A 17,538-nucleotide genomic window follows, 5' to 3' on the forward strand; every position below is an offset into this window, starting at 1 on the left:
ATTTTCTACCTGTTCAGACGGCGGCAATAATTGGGTCATGTTTGAATCGACACCACAGTGGTGGCAGATCCTCCGGGACCGGGCGGTATTCACCGATCTCGGACCAGCCTCCAGGGCCATGAAAATCACTGCCGGCGCTGACCAGCAGACCGAACTCGCGGGCCAGAATGGCCAGGCTGCCCACTTGATCAGCGGGCTGATAACCATTGACCACCTCGATCGCGTGGCCCCCTGCTTGAATATAGTCGGCAATCAGGCGGCGACGTTTGCTGCGAGTGAATTCGTAGTGCCAAGGGTGCGCCAGACTGACCCAGGCCTTGGCTGCGCGCAGGGTTTCGACAGTGTCTTCCAGGGTCGGCCAGTGTTGCTTGACGTCACCCAGCTTGCCGGCGCCCAGCCATTTGCGGAACGCTTCGGCGCGATCCTTGACGAAACCTTCGCGCACCATCCAGTCGGCAAAGTGCGGACGGGCCGGCGCGTTGCCGCTGTCACCGAGTTCCTGCTGCATTTCCCGGGCACCTTCCAGCGCCCCGGGCATGCCTTTGAGCGCCAGTTTGCGGCTGATTTCTTCAGAACGTAGCCAGCGGCCATCGTGCAATTTGGCGATTGCCTCGACCAACGGCGTAGCGTTGACATCGAAACCGTAGCCCAGCACATGAATGGTCGCCCCGCCCCAGGTGCAGGACAATTCGACGCCGTTAACCAACTGCATCCCCAGCGCATTCGCCGCGCTGCGGGCCTCGTCGAGGCCTTCAAGGGTGTCGTGATCGGTCAAGGCCAGGACTCGCACGCCTTTCTCGAACGCACGCGCAACCAGTACCGCAGGCGCCAAGGCGCCATCGGAGGCCGTGCTATGGCAGTGCAAATCAACATTCACGGGGCTTTGTAACCTCAAATCAGCTGGCGCTATCGCGCGCCCATATGTTTGTTATTATGCCGCCACATCCTGCTTCTGGCTGCCACTGTGAAACAATTCATCGATTTCATCCCGCTCCTGCTGTTTTTCATCGTCTTCAAAATCGATCCACGGGTCATCGACATTGCCGGCCATGAGGTCACTGTAGGCGGTATTTACAGCGCCACCGCAATGCTGATCATCAGTTCCCTGGTGGTTTACGGCACGCTGTTCATAAAGCAGCGCAAGCTGGAGAAGAGCCAGTGGCTGACCCTGATCGCCTGCCTGGTCTTCGGCAGCCTGACCCTGGCCTTCCACAGCGAAACCTTTCTGAAATGGAAAGCTCCGGTGGTCAACTGGCTGTTCGCGCTGGCGTTCATTGGCAGCCATTTCATCGGTGACAGCCTGTTGATCAAACGCATCATGGGCCACGCGCTGACCTTGCCGGAGCCGGTGTGGACGCGCCTGAACATCGCCTGGATCGTGTTTTTCCTGTTTTGCGGCGCGGCCAATTTGTTTGTCGCGTTCACTTTCCAGAGCTACTGGGTCGACTTCAAGGTCTTCGGCAGCCTGGGCATGACTTTGCTGTTCCTGGTCGGCCAGGGCATCTACTTGTCCCGCCACCTGCATGACGCCGATACCACAACGCCGAAAACCGAGGACTGACATGCTTTACGCAATCATTGCCACAGACGTCGCCAACTCCCTGGAAGCCCGCCTGGCCGCACGGCCTGCACACCTTGAGCGCCTGCAAGTGCTCAAAGGTGAAGGTCGCATCGTTTTGGCCGGTCCGCACCCGGCGGTCGACAGCAATGATCCGGGCGCAGCCGGTTTCACCGGCAGCCTGATCGTCGCCGAATTCGACTCCTTGAGCGCCGCCCAGGCCTGGGCCGATGCTGATCCGTATATCGCCGCAGGCGTCTACGTCAACGTTTCGGTCAAGCCGTTCAAGCAAGTCCTGCCGTAATTTCTTCCCGCAATTCCCTGCGCGGTGAACCTTATTGGTTCATCGCGCTCTCAATCGCTCATTATTCTCGTTTGCCCGCCGATAACCTGCCCAATAATTCGATGGGAATTCAGGAGTCGCGATGCGCAAAGGTCCGTTGTGTCTGATGTTGGTGACGTTGTCGATCGTGGCGCCTGCCCACGGTGAAGAAACGACGCCACTGTCCTTGAGCGCCGGCAGCCAGATCACTGAGCTGCAACAACGCTTGAAAGAAAGCGAACGGCAACGAGAAGAACTGGGCAAACAATTGCAGAATGCCGATGGCGAACGCGAGAGCGCCCAGCTGGCCCGGTTGCGCCAGGAGAACCAACGCCTGAAGTTGCAACTCAAAGAGGTACAGGCCGGCAGTTCGATACCGCGTTTGCTGACCGATCAGCAGCAGTGGTTCGTCATTGGCGCCGGAGTTGCGCTATTGGCCCTGCTCTGCGGTATCTTCGCCAGTGGTGCAAGTCGAAAACGTCGACAATGGCTAAATTGAGTGAGTCATGAGCGAGCTGTTACTAATTGATGATGACCAGGAGCTGTGCGAGCTCCTGAGCAGTTGGCTGAGCCAGGAAGGTTTTCAGGTCCGCGCCTGTCACGACGGCCAAAGCGCTCGTCGTGCGCTGGCGGAAACTTCGCCAGCGGCCGTGGTATTGGATGTGATGCTGCCGGATGGCAGCGGCCTGGAACTGCTCAAGCAGTTGCGCAGCGATCACCCCGATTTGCCGGTTGTGATGCTCTCGGCCCGTGGCGAACCGCTGGACCGTATCCTTGGCCTGGAACTCGGCGCCGATGACTACCTGGCCAAACCCTGTGACCCGCGGGAACTGACAGCCCGCCTGCGCGCGGTATTGCGTCGCAGCCATCCGGCGGCAGTGTCTAGCCAAGTGGAACTGGGCGATCTGTGTTTCAGCCCGGTGCGCGGCGTGGTCAGCATTGATGAGCAGGAATTTACCCTCACGGTTTCCGAAAGCCGTCTGCTGGAAGCCTTGCTCAAGCAACCTGGCGAACCGCTGGACAAACAGGAACTGGCGCAAATCGCCCTCGGCCGCAAGCTGACCCTGTATGACCGCAGCCTGGACATGCACGTCAGCAACCTGCGCAAGAAGATCGGTCCGCATCCGGACGGTCGCCCGCGCATCGTCGCCCTGCGTAGCCGCGGTTACTACTACAGCCTCTGAAACCCGACCAATGCCTGCTGACTGCACCCTGTTCATGTAGGAGCTGCCGCAGGCTGCGATCTTTTGACCTTGTTTTTAAAGATCAAGATCAAAAGATCGCAGCCTGCGGCAACTCCTGCAGGGTTGTGTGTAAGGACGGCGCAAAACTGTCTTTACCCAAGCTTTACCCTCCGCTGACCGCCGCTGACCTTGATCTCCGTAATCTGCACACATCCGGAACGTACCGGGAATGAGACAAAGGAGATTCACCATGCGCAAGACTCTTATCGCTCTGATGTTCGCTGCCGCTCTGCCGACCGTTGCCATGGCCATGCCTGAAGGCACCGGCCCTATGGGTGGCCCGATGGACGGTTCGCGCCACGGCGGTCAGATGCACGGCATGCACGGTAAAGGCCCATACAGCCAACTGGACCTGAGCCGCGAACAGCGCGATCAGATCCGCAAGATCATGGGCGAGCAGATGCATGATCGTCAGCAATTGGTCGACAAGTACCTGGAGAAACTCTCGCCAGCCGACCAGAAAGCCATGAAAGACGAAATGACCGCCAAGCATCAGAAAGCGGAAGCCGACGTACGCGCCGTGCTGAAACCGGATCAACAGAAGAAATTCGACGAGATCCAGAAGAAACAAGCTGAGCGCCGCGCCGAATGGGCCGAGTTCAAGGCCTGGAAAGCGCAACAACCGCAAAAAGCGCAATAATGCGCTAACCCGGACCCAACGGCTGAACACCGTTGGGTCTATTGCCATTCAATCTAATGTAGGAGCGAGCTTGCTCGCGGTGGACGTCAACGATAACGCGCGGCATCTGACTGCACGTGTCGTTCATCCGTTTTTCGTCGGAACGCCGCCCGGAGCAAGCTCGCGCCTACATCTGGATTTTGTGATTGTTTGAGGATTTTCTGTGCGCTCATTGTTCTGGCGGATTCTGGCCAGTTTCTGGCTGGCCATCGCTCTGGTTGCAGGGCTCTCCATTTTGCTCGGGCACATGCTCAACCAGGATGCGTGGATTCTCAGTCGTCATCCGGGCCTCAACACGCTGGCCGAAGAGTGGACTCAAACCTACGAAACCCAAGGTGAAGAAGCCGCTCAGGACATCCTTGAACAGCGCAAACGTCAATATCACATCGACGTTCAGGTACTCAACGAAAGCGGCGATCCGGTGGTACGCGGCACCTTCCCAAAACGCGCTGCTGCCTTCGAAGCACGCCAGAACAACGACGACCGCCGCCTGCCATGGCGTCGTCTGACCGCTGAATACACCAGTGAAAAAACCGGCGACACCTACCTGCTGATTTATCGGATTCCGCACCCGGAACTGGACTCATGGCATCGCGAAAGCTTGCTCTGGCCATTGAGTGCGCTGGGTATCGCGCTGGTGGTGCTGACACTTTTCAGTTTGTTAGTGACCCTTTCCATCACCCGGCCGCTCAGCCGTTTGCGCGGCGCGGTGCATGATCTGGGGCAAACCACTTACCAGCAGAACAGCCTGGTCAAACTGGCGAATCGCCGCGATGAGTTCGGGGTGCTGGCCAACGACTTCAACCGCATGGGTGCGCGCCTGCAAAGCCTGATCGGCAGCCAACGGCAATTGCTGCGAGACGTGTCCCACGAATTGCGCTCGCCCCTCGCCCGGCTGCGTATTGCACTGGCATTGGCCGAACGGGCCACCCCGGAAGAACGGGAAAAACTCTGGCCGCGCCTGACTCGCGAATGCGACCGGCTCGAAGCGTTGATCAGTGAAATCCTGGTGTTGGCGCGGGTCGATGCCGACAACGCCAGCGCTGAAGAGGTCGACCTCAATGCCCTGCTGACGACACTGCAACGGGATGCGCAATTGGGCTCACCCGAGCAAAGCGTGCGCCTTGAGACCGAGCCGCAACTGAACCTCAAAGGCTGGCCGACCATGATCGAACGCGCCGTCGACAATCTGCTGCGCAACGCCCAGCGTTTTAATCCGGTGGGCGGGCAACCGATTGAAATGCTGGCGCTGCGGCAAGGTGAACGGATTGTGGTTACCGTTCGCGACCATGGGCCGGGAGTCGGTGATGAGCATTTGAGTCAGCTCGGGGAGCCGTTTTACCGGGCGCCGGGGCAGACCGCCGCCGGACACGGTCTGGGATTGGCCATTGCTCGGCGAGCGGCGGAGCGGCACGGCGGGAGTCTGGTGCTGGCCAATCACCCGGAGGGCGGATTTATTGCCAGCCTGGAATTGCCGTTGGTGCCGGGGGCTGTTGTTCAGCCCTAAAAGTGGTGGTGTGATGCAAAAAGATCGCAGCCTCGTTGCACTCGACAGCTCCTACAGGGTTTGTGTGACCTTGTAGGAGCTGCCGCAGGCTGCGATCTTTTGATCTTCAGGCTTTCCAGGCGCTTACAAACTCGGTCAAATCGACCTTCTCCGCCACACGCGGCTCCTTCTGCGGTGTGCCGAGATAAAGAAACGCGATCACCTCCTCCCCTTCAGCCAAGCCCAAACCCTTGGCCACATGCGCCGAGTAGGCCAGATCACCGGTGCGCCAGACTGCGCCAATGCCTTGCGCATAGGCCGCCAGCAAAATCCCGTGGGCCGCGCAGCCGGCCGCCAGCAATTGCTCGGATTTCGGATATTTGACGTGATCCTGCAACCGCGCAATTACCACAACCACTAGCGGTGCCCGCAATGGGCCGTTGCGCGCCTTGTCGATAGCCGCCTCGGTGACTTCGCTATCCTGCAGTTTTGCCGCTTCGGCCAGCAACTCGCCCATTTGCTCACGTGCCGCGCCTTCGACGGTCAAGAAGCGCCAAGGCTGCAAATGGCCGTGGTCCGGTGCGCGCATCGCGGCGGCAAACAGCACATCACGCTGCTCTTGAGTCGGGGCCGGCTCGACCAGGCGCGGGACGGAAACACGGTTGAGCAAAACGTCGAGAGCCTGCATCGGCCACCTCCTGAAAAAATTGTGCGGCTATTCTAGCGGTATCCACCTCAGGAGTGCCGGTTTACATGGCACCCCCCGCAGGTAGAATGGCGGCCTTCCCACATTCAGCCGAGCGGACCTCATGGCGTTGCCGACCTTACGGATCATTGGTTTCATCATCGGCATCTTCCTGATAACCCTGGCCATCGCCATGGTCGTGCCCATGGCCACGCTGGTAATCTTCGACCGCACCAGCGATCTGCCGTCGTTTCTCTGGGCCAGCATGATCACCTTTGTCGCCGGCCTGGCCCTGGTTATTCCGGGGCGCCCCGAGCACATACACCTGCGGCCACGGGACATGTACCTGCTGACTGTCAGCAGCTGGCTGGTGGTGTGCATCTTCGCCGCACTGCCGTTTCTGTTGACCCAGCACATCAGCTACACCGACTCGTTCTTCGAAAGCATGTCCGGCATTACCGCCACCGGCTCGACCGTGCTCAACGGCCTGGACACCATGTCCCCCGGCATCCTGATGTGGCGCTCGCTGCTGCACTGGATCGGCGGCATCGGTTTTATCGGTATGGCGGTTGCGATTCTGCCACTGCTGCGCATCGGTGGCATGCGGCTGTTTCAGACCGAGTCGTCAGACCGTTCCGAAAAAGTCATGCCCCGTTCGCACATGGTTGCGCGTTTGATTGTGGCGGCCTACGTCGGCATTACCATTCTCGGCAGCCTGGCGTTCTGGTGGGCCGGGATGAACCTGTTCGATGCCATCAACCATGCGATGTCAGCGATTTCCACCGGCGGTTTCTCCACCTCCGACGAGTCTCTGGCCCACTGGAAACAACCGGCGGTGCACTGGGTGGCGGTGGTGGTCATGATTCTCGGCAGCCTGCCGTTCACCCTGTATGTGGCAACCTTGCGCGGTAACCGTCGGGCGCTGATCAAGGATCAGCAGGTTCAAGGCTTGCTCGGCATGTTGCTGGTGACCTGGCTGGTGCTCGGCACCTGGTACTGGTGGACCACTGACCTGCATTGGCTGGATGCGCTGCGGCATGTGGCGCTGAACGTGACGTCGGTGGTGACGACTACAGGTTTCGCGCTGGGGGACTACAGCCTGTGGGGCAATTTCTCACTGATGCTGTTTTTCTATCTGGGTTTTGTCGGCGGTTGTTCCGGTTCTACCGCTGGCGGGATCAAGATTTTCCGTTTTCAGGTCGCCTATATCCTGCTCAAGGCCAACCTCAATCAACTGATTCACCCGCGCGCGGTGATCAAGCAGAAGTACAACGGTCACCGGCTCGATGAAGAAATTGTTCGTTCGATCCTGACCTTTTCCTTCTTCTTCGCCATCACCATCTGCGTGATCGCACTGTTGCTGTCGCTGCTCGGCGTTGACTGGATGACTGCCCTTACCGGCGCGGCCAGCACCGTGTCCGGCGTCGGCCCGGGCCTGGGTGAAACCATTGGCCCGTCCGGCAATTTCGCCTCGCTGCCGGACGCCGCCAAGTGGATTCTCTCGTTCGGCATGCTCCTGGGCCGACTGGAGATCATTACGGTGTTTGTGCTGTGTATTCCGGCGTTCTGGCGTCACTGACCGGCGCAGGTACTTGCATCAGCCGCACCCGGTATTCGCCGGGGGTGGTGTCGAACCAGCGGCGGAAGGCGCGGAAGAAGTTGCTCGGATCAGCGAACCCCAGCAGGTAGGCAATTTCCAGCAGGGTCATGGTCGGTTGCGCCAGATACTGTTCGGCCAGTTCACGGCGGGTGTCGTCGAGCAATGTCTGAAAACTCGTGCCCTCTTCCTGCAAACGGCGCTGCAAAGTGCGTTGCGACAGGTGCAGCGTCTGCGCCACGGCATCGCGCTTGGGTTCGCCCTGGGGCAACAAACGGCACAACACCTGCCGTGCCTTATGGGTCACCCGACTCTCGGAAAACCGCGCCAGGTACTCGCCGGCAAACCGGTCATGCAGCAGCGCCATGGCTTCATTGGCCGTCGGCAGCGGCGCTTCCATGTCCGCTCGTTCGAAAATCAACGCATCGTAAGCCGCGTTGAACACCAGCGGTGCGTGGAAAGCTTGTTTATAGGGTTCGAGATTGGCCGGCTGATCACCCTGCACCAGCACTTTGCGCGGATGCAGCGTGCGCCCGGTCAGCCATCCGCACAGTGCGAGCGCACAGGCCAGCGAGGCTTCGGCGCTCTGGCGGGTCGGCGGCAAATGGTCGCCATGCACCGTCAGAATGAGTGCATAACCTTCATCCAGGAGTCGAAAACTCAGGTCGGCACTTTCGGCGATGATGCGCTGATAGCGCACCAGGCGCTTGAAGCCTTCGGCCAGCGTCTGGCTGGACATCAAGGCGTAGCCAGTCACATGAAACTGCGCTGGCCGCACCACCTTGCCCATGTTCAGGCCGATTGCCGGGTTGCCGGACAGCTCAACCGCACGCTGCCAGAGTCGTGTCATGGAATCTTGCGGGAAGCGGGCATCCGGATCATCCAGTGCCGCGTAGTCGAGCCCTAGCTGTTTGAACAGAACCCGGCAATCCAGGCCGTCCATTTCCAGTGCTTTGACAATCCCCATCGCCCAGCTTGCAGAAGTCGTTCGTTCGCTCATGTCGGGTTCTTACATGATGAGCCGCATGTTACGGCCAATTTCCGAAGGATACTAAAGTGGCGCCTATTGTCACTGGCTGATGCCATTGATCACTCTAGACTTAAATAAGCTACCCGCCGAACAACTTGCAATCAGAACAATAACCACAGAGATCGCAGTCGTGGAAAACATCAAGCGTTTCAACAGCTTCGCTGAGTTTTACCCGTATTACCTCAGCGAACACAGCAACAGCACTTGCCGACGAATGCACTTCATCGGCACGACACTGGTCATTTTCATTTTGGCGCTGACCATCGGTCGGGGTGCCTGGATGCTGCTGTGGGCCTTGCCGCTGGCGGGATACAGCTTCGCCTGGATCGGGCATTTCTTCTTCGAAAAAAATCGTCCGGCAACCTTCCAGCATCCGTTCTACAGCCTGCTCGGCGATTTCGTCATGTATCGGGACATGATTCTGGGACGCGTAGCGTTCTAGAGCCCATCAGTCACAAGAGGATTGCCGATGAATGCCAACGCCCGTTTCACCCACATGAAGGATGGCACGCAGGAAGACTGGGCAATCATTGCCGCCGACTTCAGTGCCTACGCCCGACAATTGCCGACACGGATTGTGGCGCACCTGAAGTTACTGGAGGGTGATTTTGGCGGGTTTCCGGTGGATCGCCTGACCCATTCCCTGCAAACCGCCACCCGCGCCTGGCGCGATGGCCGCGATGAAGAGTACGTGGTCTGCGCCCTGCTCCACGACATCGGCGACACTCTCGGCTCTTACAATCACCCGGACATTGCGGCGGCGATCCTCAAGCCGTTCGTCAGCGCCGAGAATTTATGGATGGTGGAGAAACACGGGATATTCCAGGGCTACTATTTCTTTCATCACCTGGGCATGGACCGGCACTTGCGTGAGCAATTCAGCGACCATCCGCAGTACAAGGCGACCATCGAGTTCTGCGCCAGGTACGATGCGGCGGCGTTTGATCCGGCGTATGACACCCTGCCGCTGAGCTTCTTCGAGCCGATGATGGAACGGTTGTTTGCGCAACCGAAGAACTCGATTTACAAGGCGGCGATGGAAGAACATTTACCTGCCTAAGATCAAAAGATCGCAGCCTTCGGCAGCTCAGAGGAACGAGTGTCCATGTAGGAACTGCCGAAGGCTGCGATCTTTTGACTTTGCTTTTCACGCCAACTCCGCAACCTTCGCCATCTCCCGCGCCTGTGCATCCGCCAATCGATACAACTCGATCGTGCCATCCCAATGCTCGATCAGCGCCGTGCACGACTCCACCCAATCCCCACAATTGAGGTAATCCACCTCACCCACCTTGCGAATCTCGGCATGGTGAATGTGCCCGCAGACCACGCCATGCAATTCGCGTTTGACGCATTCATGGGCGATGGCTTCTTCGAAGTCGCTAATGAAGCTGACCGCGGTTTTCACCTTGTGCTTGAGGTAGGCCGACAGCGACCAGTAGCCGTAGCCATAACGGGCGCGCCAATGGTTCAGCCAGCGGTTGAGGGTCAGGGTGAATTCGTAGGCTGAGTCGCCGAGAAACGCCAGCCAGCGGTGGTAGCGGGTAATCACGTCGAACTGATCGCCGTGAATCACCAGCAGATGGCGACCATCGGCGGTCACGTGCACGGCTTCGTCGACTAACTGGATATTGCCCAGAATCAGCTTCGAATAGCGGCGCAGGAATTCGTCGTGGTTGCCGGTGACGTAGATCACCTCGGTGCCGCGCTTGCTCATGGTCAACAGGCGCCGGATCACATTGGTGTGAGCCTGCGGCCAGTACATGCCACCGCGCAGTTTCCAGCCGTCGATGATGTCGCCGACCAGATAGATTTTGTCCGCGTGGTAACCCTTGAGGAATTGCGACAGGTGCTCGGCCTGGCAATCACGCGTGCCCAGATGCACGTCGGATATCCATAGGGTCCGCACACGTTGCTTACGGCTGGGTTTGGCGAGCTCGGCGCTGGTCATGGGCAACCCTCAGGACTGGTTTCGGCAAGCTTGCGCCGGTCGGGTTAATGGCCTATGACAGCGGCAAGTCAGTCCTGTGACAACGCGCGCCAGTCACCTCGGTGTAAACTGCCGGCCTAACTCATCAAACCTGCAACGAGACCCGCGATGAGACCGATCCTTACCCTTCGCCAATACAGCCACGACCTGATCGTCCACAGCCACGAGCACGCGCAGTTGGTGTTTGGGCTGTCCGGTGCGCTGGATTTCGAAGTCGACGGGCATGGCAGTCAGGTGGTGCAGCAGAGTTTCGTGGTGGTGCCGTCGGGTTTTCATCATGCGTGCGGCAGCGCCAATGGCAGCCGTTGCCTGGTGCTGGATGTGCCCAGCGATCAATGGGTTTCCCAGTCCCTGGGCGATCACGCCGATGCCAGCCGGCGCTTGCTCGACAACGCTGGCCGGATGTCACTGGATGCCGGGCAAAACCAATTGGTCCATTGGCTGGCCAACAGCCCGGTCGATGACCCGGTGATAGCGCAACAAGGCGCAGTGCTGTTGCTGGCCAGCCTGAACAACGCCAGACCCGACAGCATCGGCGGTCGGCGCCTGCCATATGCCGCGCTGAACGCGCACATTGATCAATATGCCGCTTACCCCCTGCAAGTCGCCGACCTGGCCCGCGTGGCCGGTCTCTCCAATGCTCGTTTGCATGCGCGGTTCGTGACCGAATGCGGGCAGACGCCGATGGATTACATTCGCAGCCGACGCCTGCACAAAGCCGTGACCTTGCTGCGCGAATCGACATTGCCCATTGGCGAGATCGCCTGCCGAGTCGGCTACAGCTCCCAGAGTGCCTTTGCTGCCGCGATGCTGCGCGAGTTCGGCGCTTCACCGGGAAAATTGCGGCGCGAGGCTGGCGACAAAAGACGATAGTTTGCCGACAGACACGCCTGGCTTCCCACGATTCAATGTAAGAGCTGCCGAAGGCTGCGATCTTTTGACTTTTTAAAGACAAGATCAAAAGATCGCAGCCTGCGGCAGCGCCTACATAAGGCCGCGTTCATTTGTATAACAAGGATTGCCATGACTCCCCGTACCGCCCTTGGCGCCCTGCATATCGGCGCATTGATGTTCGGCCTGACCGGTGTGTTCGGCAAACTCGCCGCAGCGTCCCCGGCGATCATCGTTTTCGGCCGTGCGGCGTTTGCGGTGTTGGCGCTGGCGTTCTTCGCACGCTTCGCCAGCAACACTCGCTGGCAAAAACTCGAAGCCGTGGACTGGCGTCGTCTGTTGCTCAGCGGCTTGCTGCTGGCCGGGCACTGGGTAAGCTTCTTTATTGCAGTGAAGGTCGCTGGCGTGGCGATCGCAACGTTGGGTTTTGCCAGCTTCCCGGCCTTTACCGTGATTCTCGAAGGGCTGATTTTCCGCGAGCGAATTCGCGCCAACGAAATCGTGTTGGTGGCGCTAGTCAGTGTTGGCCTGGTGCTGGTCACGCCTGATTTCGACCTGGCCAGCGGCGCGACCACTGGCCTGCTCTGGGCGGTCGGGTCCGGTTTGCTGTTCTCGTTGCTGTCGCTGACCAACCGCGTCAGTTCCGGACGAATCCCTCCGGTTCAGGCGGCACTGTGTCAAAACGTGGTGGTCGCCCTGTGCCTGCTGCCGGTGGCGGCACCGCAATTGAGCGACGTGCGTGCCATCGACTGGCTGTGGATCGGCTTGCTTGGGGTGTTCTGCACCGGCGTTGCCCATAGCCTGTTTGTCGCCAGCCTGGCCGTGATCAAGGCTCGCACCGCCGCTGTGGTTTTCGCACTGGAGCCGGTTTACGGCATTACCGTGGCGTGGCTGTTGTTCGATGAAAATCCGACCCTGCGCATGCTACTTGGCGGCGCGTTAATCATCGTCGCGATTGTGGTGTCCAGTCGGCTCGCCAGCAGTTCAGGCAAGAAAGCCGTTGCCGCCGAGGCCGCGTCTCACTGAGTTCGGTCGTTGTGACCCAGGTCGCGGTCCGGATCAATCTGATCCCGGACCCGTTGTTTCAGAACCTTGGCCTCGGGAAAACCGCTATCAGCCTTGCGCTCCCAGATCTGCACGTCGTCACAGAAAATGTGAAAGACGCCACCCGTGCCGGGCACCAGGGACACTTTGCCCAAGTCATCACCGAAGGTGCTGAGCAGTTCCTGAGCCAGCCAGGCAGCACGCAAGAGCCACTGGCATTGGGTGCAATAGGTGATGATGATTTCGGGTTTGCTTGCGGTCATGGTGGGCACTTCTCTTGAACCAATGGGCGTCGTCATCATAAGCAAAGATCGCAGCCTCCTACAGGTGTACGTCAATCCATGTAGGAGCTGCCGAAGGCTGCGATCTTTTGATCTTCAACGAATACCGGCCAACAAATTGCGGGCCGTCTGCCTGAGCGGTTCATCAGCGTTTTTGAGCAACTCGTTGAGCAGTTCGATGGCGCTGTCCAGGTCACCATCATTGATGCAGGCCTGGGCTTTTTCCAGCTTGCCGGCATTGTTCGGTTCGGCTCGCTCCAGCTTCAGCGGTTCAAGCGCCAGCAATGGGACAGGCTCTGCGAACTCGTCGAGAAAGCTGTCATCGAGGGATGGCGAGACGGGTTCGACCTCCCATTCAATGTCGGACTCGGACAGCGCCGTGGTCGAAGGGATTTCCAACGGCCCCAAGTCCCAACTGGCATCCATCGACAGATCATCCAGGTTCAACTGGAACTCATCCCCGGCTGTCAGAACGGGAATCGCGGTTACAGCGACTGGCTTGAGCGCGTTCATAACGGGATAACTGGCGCGGATATCGCGCAGCTTTTGTGTGTCGAACCCGGCGTTGAGCAGACTGGTTTCATGCGTGGCATACGCCGCCACATCACCCTGGCGCCCAAGAACCTCCAGCAGCTTTACAGCAAGCTCCTTGCGCTGCGGTTCTTTAACCATCGCCTCTCGCAACAGGCCAATCGCTTCGCTAAACCGCCCATAAGTCAGGTAGACGTCGACCCCTTCAAGCACATCGCTTGCAGGCGTTTCGTCACGTTCTGCGGGCGTTGGTTGCAGTGCGGGCGTCGGCATCAGCGGTTGCGCCGGGCTCGGTGCTGGTTGATAGTCTGTCGCGGGCTCTGGCGACGCCACGACTTGGTGTCGACGCCGAACAAACCACCCCAGCAGCAACAATGCCAGCAAGGTCATCAACCCAACAATCAACAGCCAGTTCGTTTCAGGTTCTGAGGCCACGACGGGCGCTGGCGCGATCACTGGCGGCTCGGACGGTTTCGCGGCAGCCTGCTGGACTTCCGCCAATTGAGTCTGCAGCTCGCTCACTTGTTTTTTATCAGCGGCGATCTGTTCGTCCTGTGCCTGAAGCTTAGCGTTGAGCTCATCAATGGTCGATTGCAATTGCTGGTTCGCCAGCACGCTGGCGGCCAGTTGCTCGGCAAGGGGATCACTCGCTGGAGCGGTCGCAGGCTTGGGTTCCTTACGCGTTGGAACTGGCGCGACGGCGGGCTGGACACTCGGAAATGCGGAAGAGGGTCGACTGGCCAATGGTTCGTCATTCGCTGGCACAATCCCCGGAGAACCCGGCGGATCGATCAGCACCGTGTACTCACGCAGCAATCGGCCATTGGGCTGATTGAGTTGCACGAGGAAATTCAGGAACGGTTCATTGACCGGTTTATTAGACGTCACCTGGATCACGCTGCGGTTGCCCCGCAGGATGGGCGTGAATCTCAAGTCATTGAGGAAGAACACCCGCTCGACGCCAGCGCGGCTGAACTCGTCCGCCGTTGCCAGGTTGACCGACAGCTCGCCCTCCTCCAGGCCCGCTGCATCCACCAGCGCAATGTCGGCGCGCAGTGGCTGATCCAGCGCAGAATGCACGGTGATCTCACCCAGGCCCAGCGCCGATGCCAGCGCCGAGTAGGTGACAGCAGCACCGACCAGCAATAACCTGGCACAACACCGTACAACGACTAGCCGACTTTCAAGCATGAGCATCCCTTAGGTAACCAGAACCAATCTGCGCGTATTCGCACATCCGGTACGAACACGATATTGCGCAGTAGTTCTTATAGTCTGCTCAACGCGGTATCTCAAAAGTCTGGCGCGGGGTTATGCCTCAAGATTTTTCAAGGTTGCCCAGAATGTGCCCGTGCACCCGCATGCAAACCTTCAAATCCGCCTCATCGACGCCTTGGAATAGCTCGTGGCGCAGTTGAGTGGCAATGGTTTCAATTTGTTCGATCAGGGGACGCGCCGGGGCGCAGAGCACAATTTTCTTCGCCCGACGGTCTTCCAGCACTGCCTGACGTTGCACCAGGCCCTGGCCTTCCAGGCTGTCGAGCAGGCGGGCCAGTGTCGGCCCTTCAACACCGACGCTTTGCGCCAGTTCACGTTGGGTCGGAGCTTCTTCGAAACGCGCCAGGTGCAGAAGCACCAACCAGCGTGCCTGGGACAATCCCAGACCTGCCAAACGGCGGTCCAGCTCGGCACGCCAGCCGCGCGACATCTGGGCCAGTTGCATGCCAAAGCGGTGTTGATCGGTTAACGGCATAAAACACTCATGGTTAGACTGAAAATATAGAAATACTAATTATTAGTCAGCTAAGCATGAGCCTTGCTTTGAGGCAAGGCTTGATCTGTAGTGAATCGTTACATCAACGAAACGGATTTTTCACATTTCAAATTCGGACTGAAGAGCGGCCCGAACACAGTACAAAACCCCTTCCGGCACCCGCCCGGCAAACAATTCGGAAATCTCCGACACCGGGGGTAACTCGCCTTCGCCGTCGAGGAATGCATCCTGGACTTCGCCCATCAGGTCTTCTGGCAGATCCAATGCCTGCTCCAGCGACAACTGCTGCTTGCCAATCGCTTCGGCGAGCATGGTGTAGACGTTCTTTTCCGAGCATTGCAACTGGCCGGCGATCTGCAACGGCGTCATGCCGGCGCGTGCCAGAGTGATCAGTTCGTGGCGCACGTCGGCCACCGGTTTCGGCGCCTCCACCTGGCCGCCGAGCACTTCGAGGAAGGCCTCGCCGTAACGCTCCAGTTTGCGTGCGCCGACGCCACTCACCGTGGCCATTTCCGCCAACGAGGTCGGCTGGCTGCGGAGCATTTCCAGCAGGGTCGAGTCGGGGAAGATGACGTACGGCGGCACGCCATGTTCCTCGGCCAGCTTGCGCCGCAGCGCGCGCAAGGCTTCCCACTGTTCGCGCTCTTCGCCACGCACCAATTGGCTCGCCTGGCTCTTGCTGCTTTTCGCCGTGGTTTGCGCCTTGAGGTCGCGGCGCAGTTCGAGGGTCACTTCACCCTTGAGCAGCGGCCGGCACGTGTCGCTCAGGCGCAGGCCGCCGTAGCCTTCATGATCGACATCGGCCAGACCACGGGCAACCAGCTGTCGGAACAACGAACGCCATTCGCCCTCGGCCATGGCCTTGCCGACGCCAAACACCGACAGGTGCTGGTGACCGAAACTGCGGACCTTTTCGTTGTCCTTGCCCAACAACACATCCACCAGATGCCCGACGCCATAGCGCTGGCCGGTGCGGTAGATGGCCGAGAGTGCCTGACGCGCGGGCTCGGTGGCATCCCAGGTTTGCACGCCGTCGACGCAGTTGTCGCAATGCCCGCACGGCTCGGGCATATCCTCATCGAAGTAGGCCAGCAGGGTTTGGCGGCGGCAGCGGGTTTCTTCGCACAGCGAGAGCATGGCGTCGAGCTTGTGCTGCTCCAGACGCTTATGGCGCTCGTCACCTTCGGAGTTCTGCAGCATCTGTTTGAGCATCACCACGTCTTGCAGGCCGTAGGCCATCCAGGCATCCGCCGGCAGGCCGTCACGGCCGCCGCGCCCGGTTTCCTGGTAATAGGCTTCCAGGGATTTCGGCAGGTCGAGATGCGCAACGAACCGCACGTTGGGCTTGTCGATGCCCATGCCGAACGCCACCGTGGCGACCATGATCAGACCTTCCTCGTTGAGGAAGCGCTTTTGGTGATGAGCCCGCGTGTCGTTGGGCAAACCGGCGTGGTACGGCAGTGCCGGGAAGCCTTGTTCACTGAGGAACACCGCCACTTCGTCGACCTTTTTGCGCGACAGGCAATAGACGATGCCTGCGTCGCTGCGGCGCTCGGCGAGGAACGCCAGCAACTGCTTGCGCGGCTGTTCCTTGGGCACGATGCGATAAAAAATGTTCGGGCGGTCGAAGCTCGACAGGAAACGCTCGGCATTCTGCAAATGCAGACGAGTGACGATTTCTTCCCGGGTACGTTTGTCCGCGGTGGCCGTCAGGGCGATGCGCGGCACATCGGGGAACATTTCCGCCAACTGGCCCAGCTGCAGGTATTCCGGGCGGAAGTCGTGACCCCATTGCGACACGCAGTGCGCTTCGTCGATGGCGAACAGGGCGATGTTCAAGCCTTGCAGGAAGGACAGCATGCGCGGCTGGACCAGCCGCTCGGGGGCGAGGTAAAGCATTTTCACTTCACCGCGCTTGATGCGGGCGGCCAGGTCTCGCTGTTGCTCGGCGCTGAGGGTGGAGTTCAACGCGGCGGCAGCCACGCCCAGCTCTTCGAGAGTCGCGACCTGATCGTCCATCAAGGCGATCAGCGGCGACACCACCACGGCCAGACCGTCGCGCAAGAGTGCCGGGACCTGGAAGCACAAGGATTTGCCGCCGCCGGTAGGCATCAGGACCAGGGCATCGCCGCCGCTGGCCACGCGCTCAATGATTGCACCCTGACGGCCACGAAAACTGTCGTAGCCGAAGATGTCCTTGAGGACGCGTTGAGCCTGTTCGAGCATAAAAACTCCAAAAATCACCGAAACATCCCCGCAAGGCTGGTTCAGGATCCGCAACGCTGCACCGACAAATCGTAAGGGCGCGTTGCATGACACTTAACATTCCAGCCGTGACAGCAGCAGGGCATCACAAAACGCGCGAGTATACCCGAGCACCGTCCGGCAAAGGGCACCACTGATAAGACAGGAATCGACGATCCCCT

19 protein-coding genes are annotated in these 17,538 nt (G+C 59.5%); 11 read left to right on the forward strand and 8 right to left on the reverse strand.

What is annotated here, in order from left to right; all coding sequences use genetic code 11:
• Positions 1 to 13: 13 nt before the first annotated feature.
• Positions 14 to 877, reverse strand: coding sequence for a PHP domain-containing protein (locus KUF73_RS12490; RefSeq protein ID WP_218438344.1), 864 nt, complete (start codon positions 875 to 877; stop codon positions 14 to 16).
• 87 nt (positions 878 to 964) lie between these two features.
• Between KUF73_RS12490 and KUF73_RS12495 the strand changes: the two genes are divergently transcribed.
• The 6 genes from KUF73_RS12495 (at position 965) to KUF73_RS12520 (ending at position 5,310) form a co-directional block, all read left to right on the forward strand.
• Positions 965 to 1,561: a septation protein A gene (locus KUF73_RS12495; RefSeq protein ID WP_218438345.1), complete on the forward strand. Its 597-nt coding sequence runs from the start codon at positions 965 to 967 to the stop codon at positions 1,559 to 1,561.
• Position 1,562: 1 nt separating this feature from the next.
• Positions 1,563 to 1,862, forward strand: coding sequence for a YciI family protein (locus tag KUF73_RS12500; protein ID WP_218438346.1), 300 nt, complete (start codon positions 1,563 to 1,565; stop codon positions 1,860 to 1,862).
• Between the two features lie 121 nt (positions 1,863 to 1,983).
• A complete protein-coding gene (locus KUF73_RS12505) occupies positions 1,984 to 2,379 on the forward strand; it encodes a translation initiation factor 2 (protein ID WP_218438347.1) in 396 nt (131 codons plus the stop codon).
• Positions 2,380 to 2,386: 7 nt separating this feature from the next.
• Complete coding sequence (locus KUF73_RS12510; RefSeq protein ID WP_218438348.1) at positions 2,387 to 3,064, forward strand: response regulator transcription factor; 678 nt, start codon at positions 2,387 to 2,389, stop codon at positions 3,062 to 3,064.
• 250 nt (positions 3,065 to 3,314) lie between these two features.
• Positions 3,315 to 3,764, forward strand: a complete 450-nt coding sequence (locus tag KUF73_RS12515; protein WP_218438349.1) for a Spy/CpxP family protein refolding chaperone — start codon at positions 3,315 to 3,317, stop codon at positions 3,762 to 3,764.
• A gap of 202 nt (positions 3,765 to 3,966) precedes the next feature.
• Positions 3,967 to 5,310 (forward strand): HAMP domain-containing sensor histidine kinase, encoded by a 1,344-nt coding sequence (locus KUF73_RS12520; protein WP_218438350.1) that lies wholly within the window; start codon positions 3,967 to 3,969, stop codon positions 5,308 to 5,310.
• A gap of 106 nt (positions 5,311 to 5,416) precedes the next feature.
• Here KUF73_RS12520 and KUF73_RS12525 read toward each other — a convergent pair whose 3' ends face one another.
• Complete coding sequence (locus KUF73_RS12525) at positions 5,417 to 5,977, reverse strand: NAD(P)H nitroreductase (RefSeq protein ID WP_218438351.1); 561 nt, start codon at positions 5,975 to 5,977, stop codon at positions 5,417 to 5,419.
• A 121-nt stretch (positions 5,978 to 6,098) separates the two neighbouring features.
• Here KUF73_RS12525 and KUF73_RS12530 point away from each other — a divergent pair, with 121 nt between their 5' ends.
• Complete coding sequence (locus KUF73_RS12530) at positions 6,099 to 7,553, forward strand: TrkH family potassium uptake protein (protein WP_218438352.1); 1,455 nt, start codon at positions 6,099 to 6,101, stop codon at positions 7,551 to 7,553.
• Here KUF73_RS12530 and KUF73_RS12535 read toward each other — a convergent pair.
• Complete coding sequence (locus KUF73_RS12535) at positions 7,510 to 8,571, reverse strand: AraC family transcriptional regulator (RefSeq protein ID WP_218438353.1); 1,062 nt, start codon at positions 8,569 to 8,571, stop codon at positions 7,510 to 7,512. The two genes, KUF73_RS12530 and KUF73_RS12535, sit on opposite strands and share 44 nt — an antisense overlap.
• Positions 8,572 to 8,731: 160 nt before the next feature.
• Here KUF73_RS12535 and KUF73_RS12540 point away from each other — a divergent pair, with 160 nt between their 5' ends.
• A complete protein-coding gene (locus KUF73_RS12540; protein WP_218438354.1) occupies positions 8,732 to 9,043 on the forward strand; it encodes a DUF962 domain-containing protein in 312 nt (103 codons plus the stop codon).
• Between the two features lie 27 nt (positions 9,044 to 9,070).
• The gene (locus KUF73_RS12545) at positions 9,071 to 9,661 is read left to right on the forward strand and encodes an HD domain-containing protein (protein WP_218438355.1); all 591 of its coding nucleotides are present in this window, start codon (positions 9,071 to 9,073) and stop codon (positions 9,659 to 9,661) included.
• 87 nt (positions 9,662 to 9,748) lie between these two features.
• Here KUF73_RS12545 and KUF73_RS12550 read toward each other — a convergent pair whose 3' ends face one another.
• Complete coding sequence (locus tag KUF73_RS12550; RefSeq protein ID WP_218438356.1) at positions 9,749 to 10,552, reverse strand: UDP-2,3-diacylglucosamine diphosphatase; 804 nt, start codon at positions 10,550 to 10,552, stop codon at positions 9,749 to 9,751.
• Positions 10,553 to 10,699: 147 nt separating this feature from the next.
• Here KUF73_RS12550 and KUF73_RS12555 point away from each other — a divergent pair, with 147 nt between their 5' ends.
• Together KUF73_RS12555 and KUF73_RS12560 are read left to right on the forward strand one after the other, a co-directional pair.
• Complete coding sequence (locus KUF73_RS12555; protein WP_218438357.1) at positions 10,700 to 11,464, forward strand: AraC family transcriptional regulator; 765 nt, start codon at positions 10,700 to 10,702, stop codon at positions 11,462 to 11,464.
• Between the two features lie 150 nt (positions 11,465 to 11,614).
• A complete protein-coding gene (locus KUF73_RS12560; RefSeq protein ID WP_218438358.1) occupies positions 11,615 to 12,508 on the forward strand; it encodes a DMT family transporter in 894 nt (297 codons plus the stop codon).
• Here KUF73_RS12560 and KUF73_RS12565 read toward each other — a convergent pair.
• From KUF73_RS12565 to recQ, 4 genes are all read right to left on the reverse strand, one after another.
• Positions 12,502 to 12,789 carry a SelT/SelW/SelH family protein gene (locus KUF73_RS12565; protein ID WP_218438359.1) on the reverse strand — a complete coding sequence of 96 codons (288 nt, stop codon included), beginning with the start codon at positions 12,787 to 12,789 and terminating at the stop codon, positions 12,502 to 12,504. The two genes, KUF73_RS12560 and KUF73_RS12565, sit on opposite strands and share 7 nt — an antisense overlap.
• Before the next feature lie 114 nt (positions 12,790 to 12,903).
• Positions 12,904 to 14,529, reverse strand: a complete 1,626-nt coding sequence (locus tag KUF73_RS12570; RefSeq protein WP_218438360.1) for a FimV/HubP family polar landmark protein — start codon at positions 14,527 to 14,529, stop codon at positions 12,904 to 12,906.
• Between the two features lie 127 nt (positions 14,530 to 14,656).
• Positions 14,657 to 15,091 (reverse strand): MarR family transcriptional regulator, encoded by a 435-nt coding sequence (locus KUF73_RS12575; RefSeq protein ID WP_218438361.1) that lies wholly within the window; start codon positions 15,089 to 15,091, stop codon positions 14,657 to 14,659.
• Between the two features lie 120 nt (positions 15,092 to 15,211).
• A complete protein-coding gene (recQ, locus tag KUF73_RS12580) occupies positions 15,212 to 17,338 on the reverse strand; it encodes a DNA helicase RecQ (RefSeq protein WP_218438362.1) in 2,127 nt (708 codons plus the stop codon).
• Positions 17,339 to 17,538 lie beyond the last annotated feature (200 nt).

The organism is Pseudomonas sp. PD9R (genome assembly GCF_019200975.1).
Lineage (GTDB): Bacteria > Pseudomonadota > Gammaproteobacteria > Pseudomonadales > Pseudomonadaceae > Aquipseudomonas.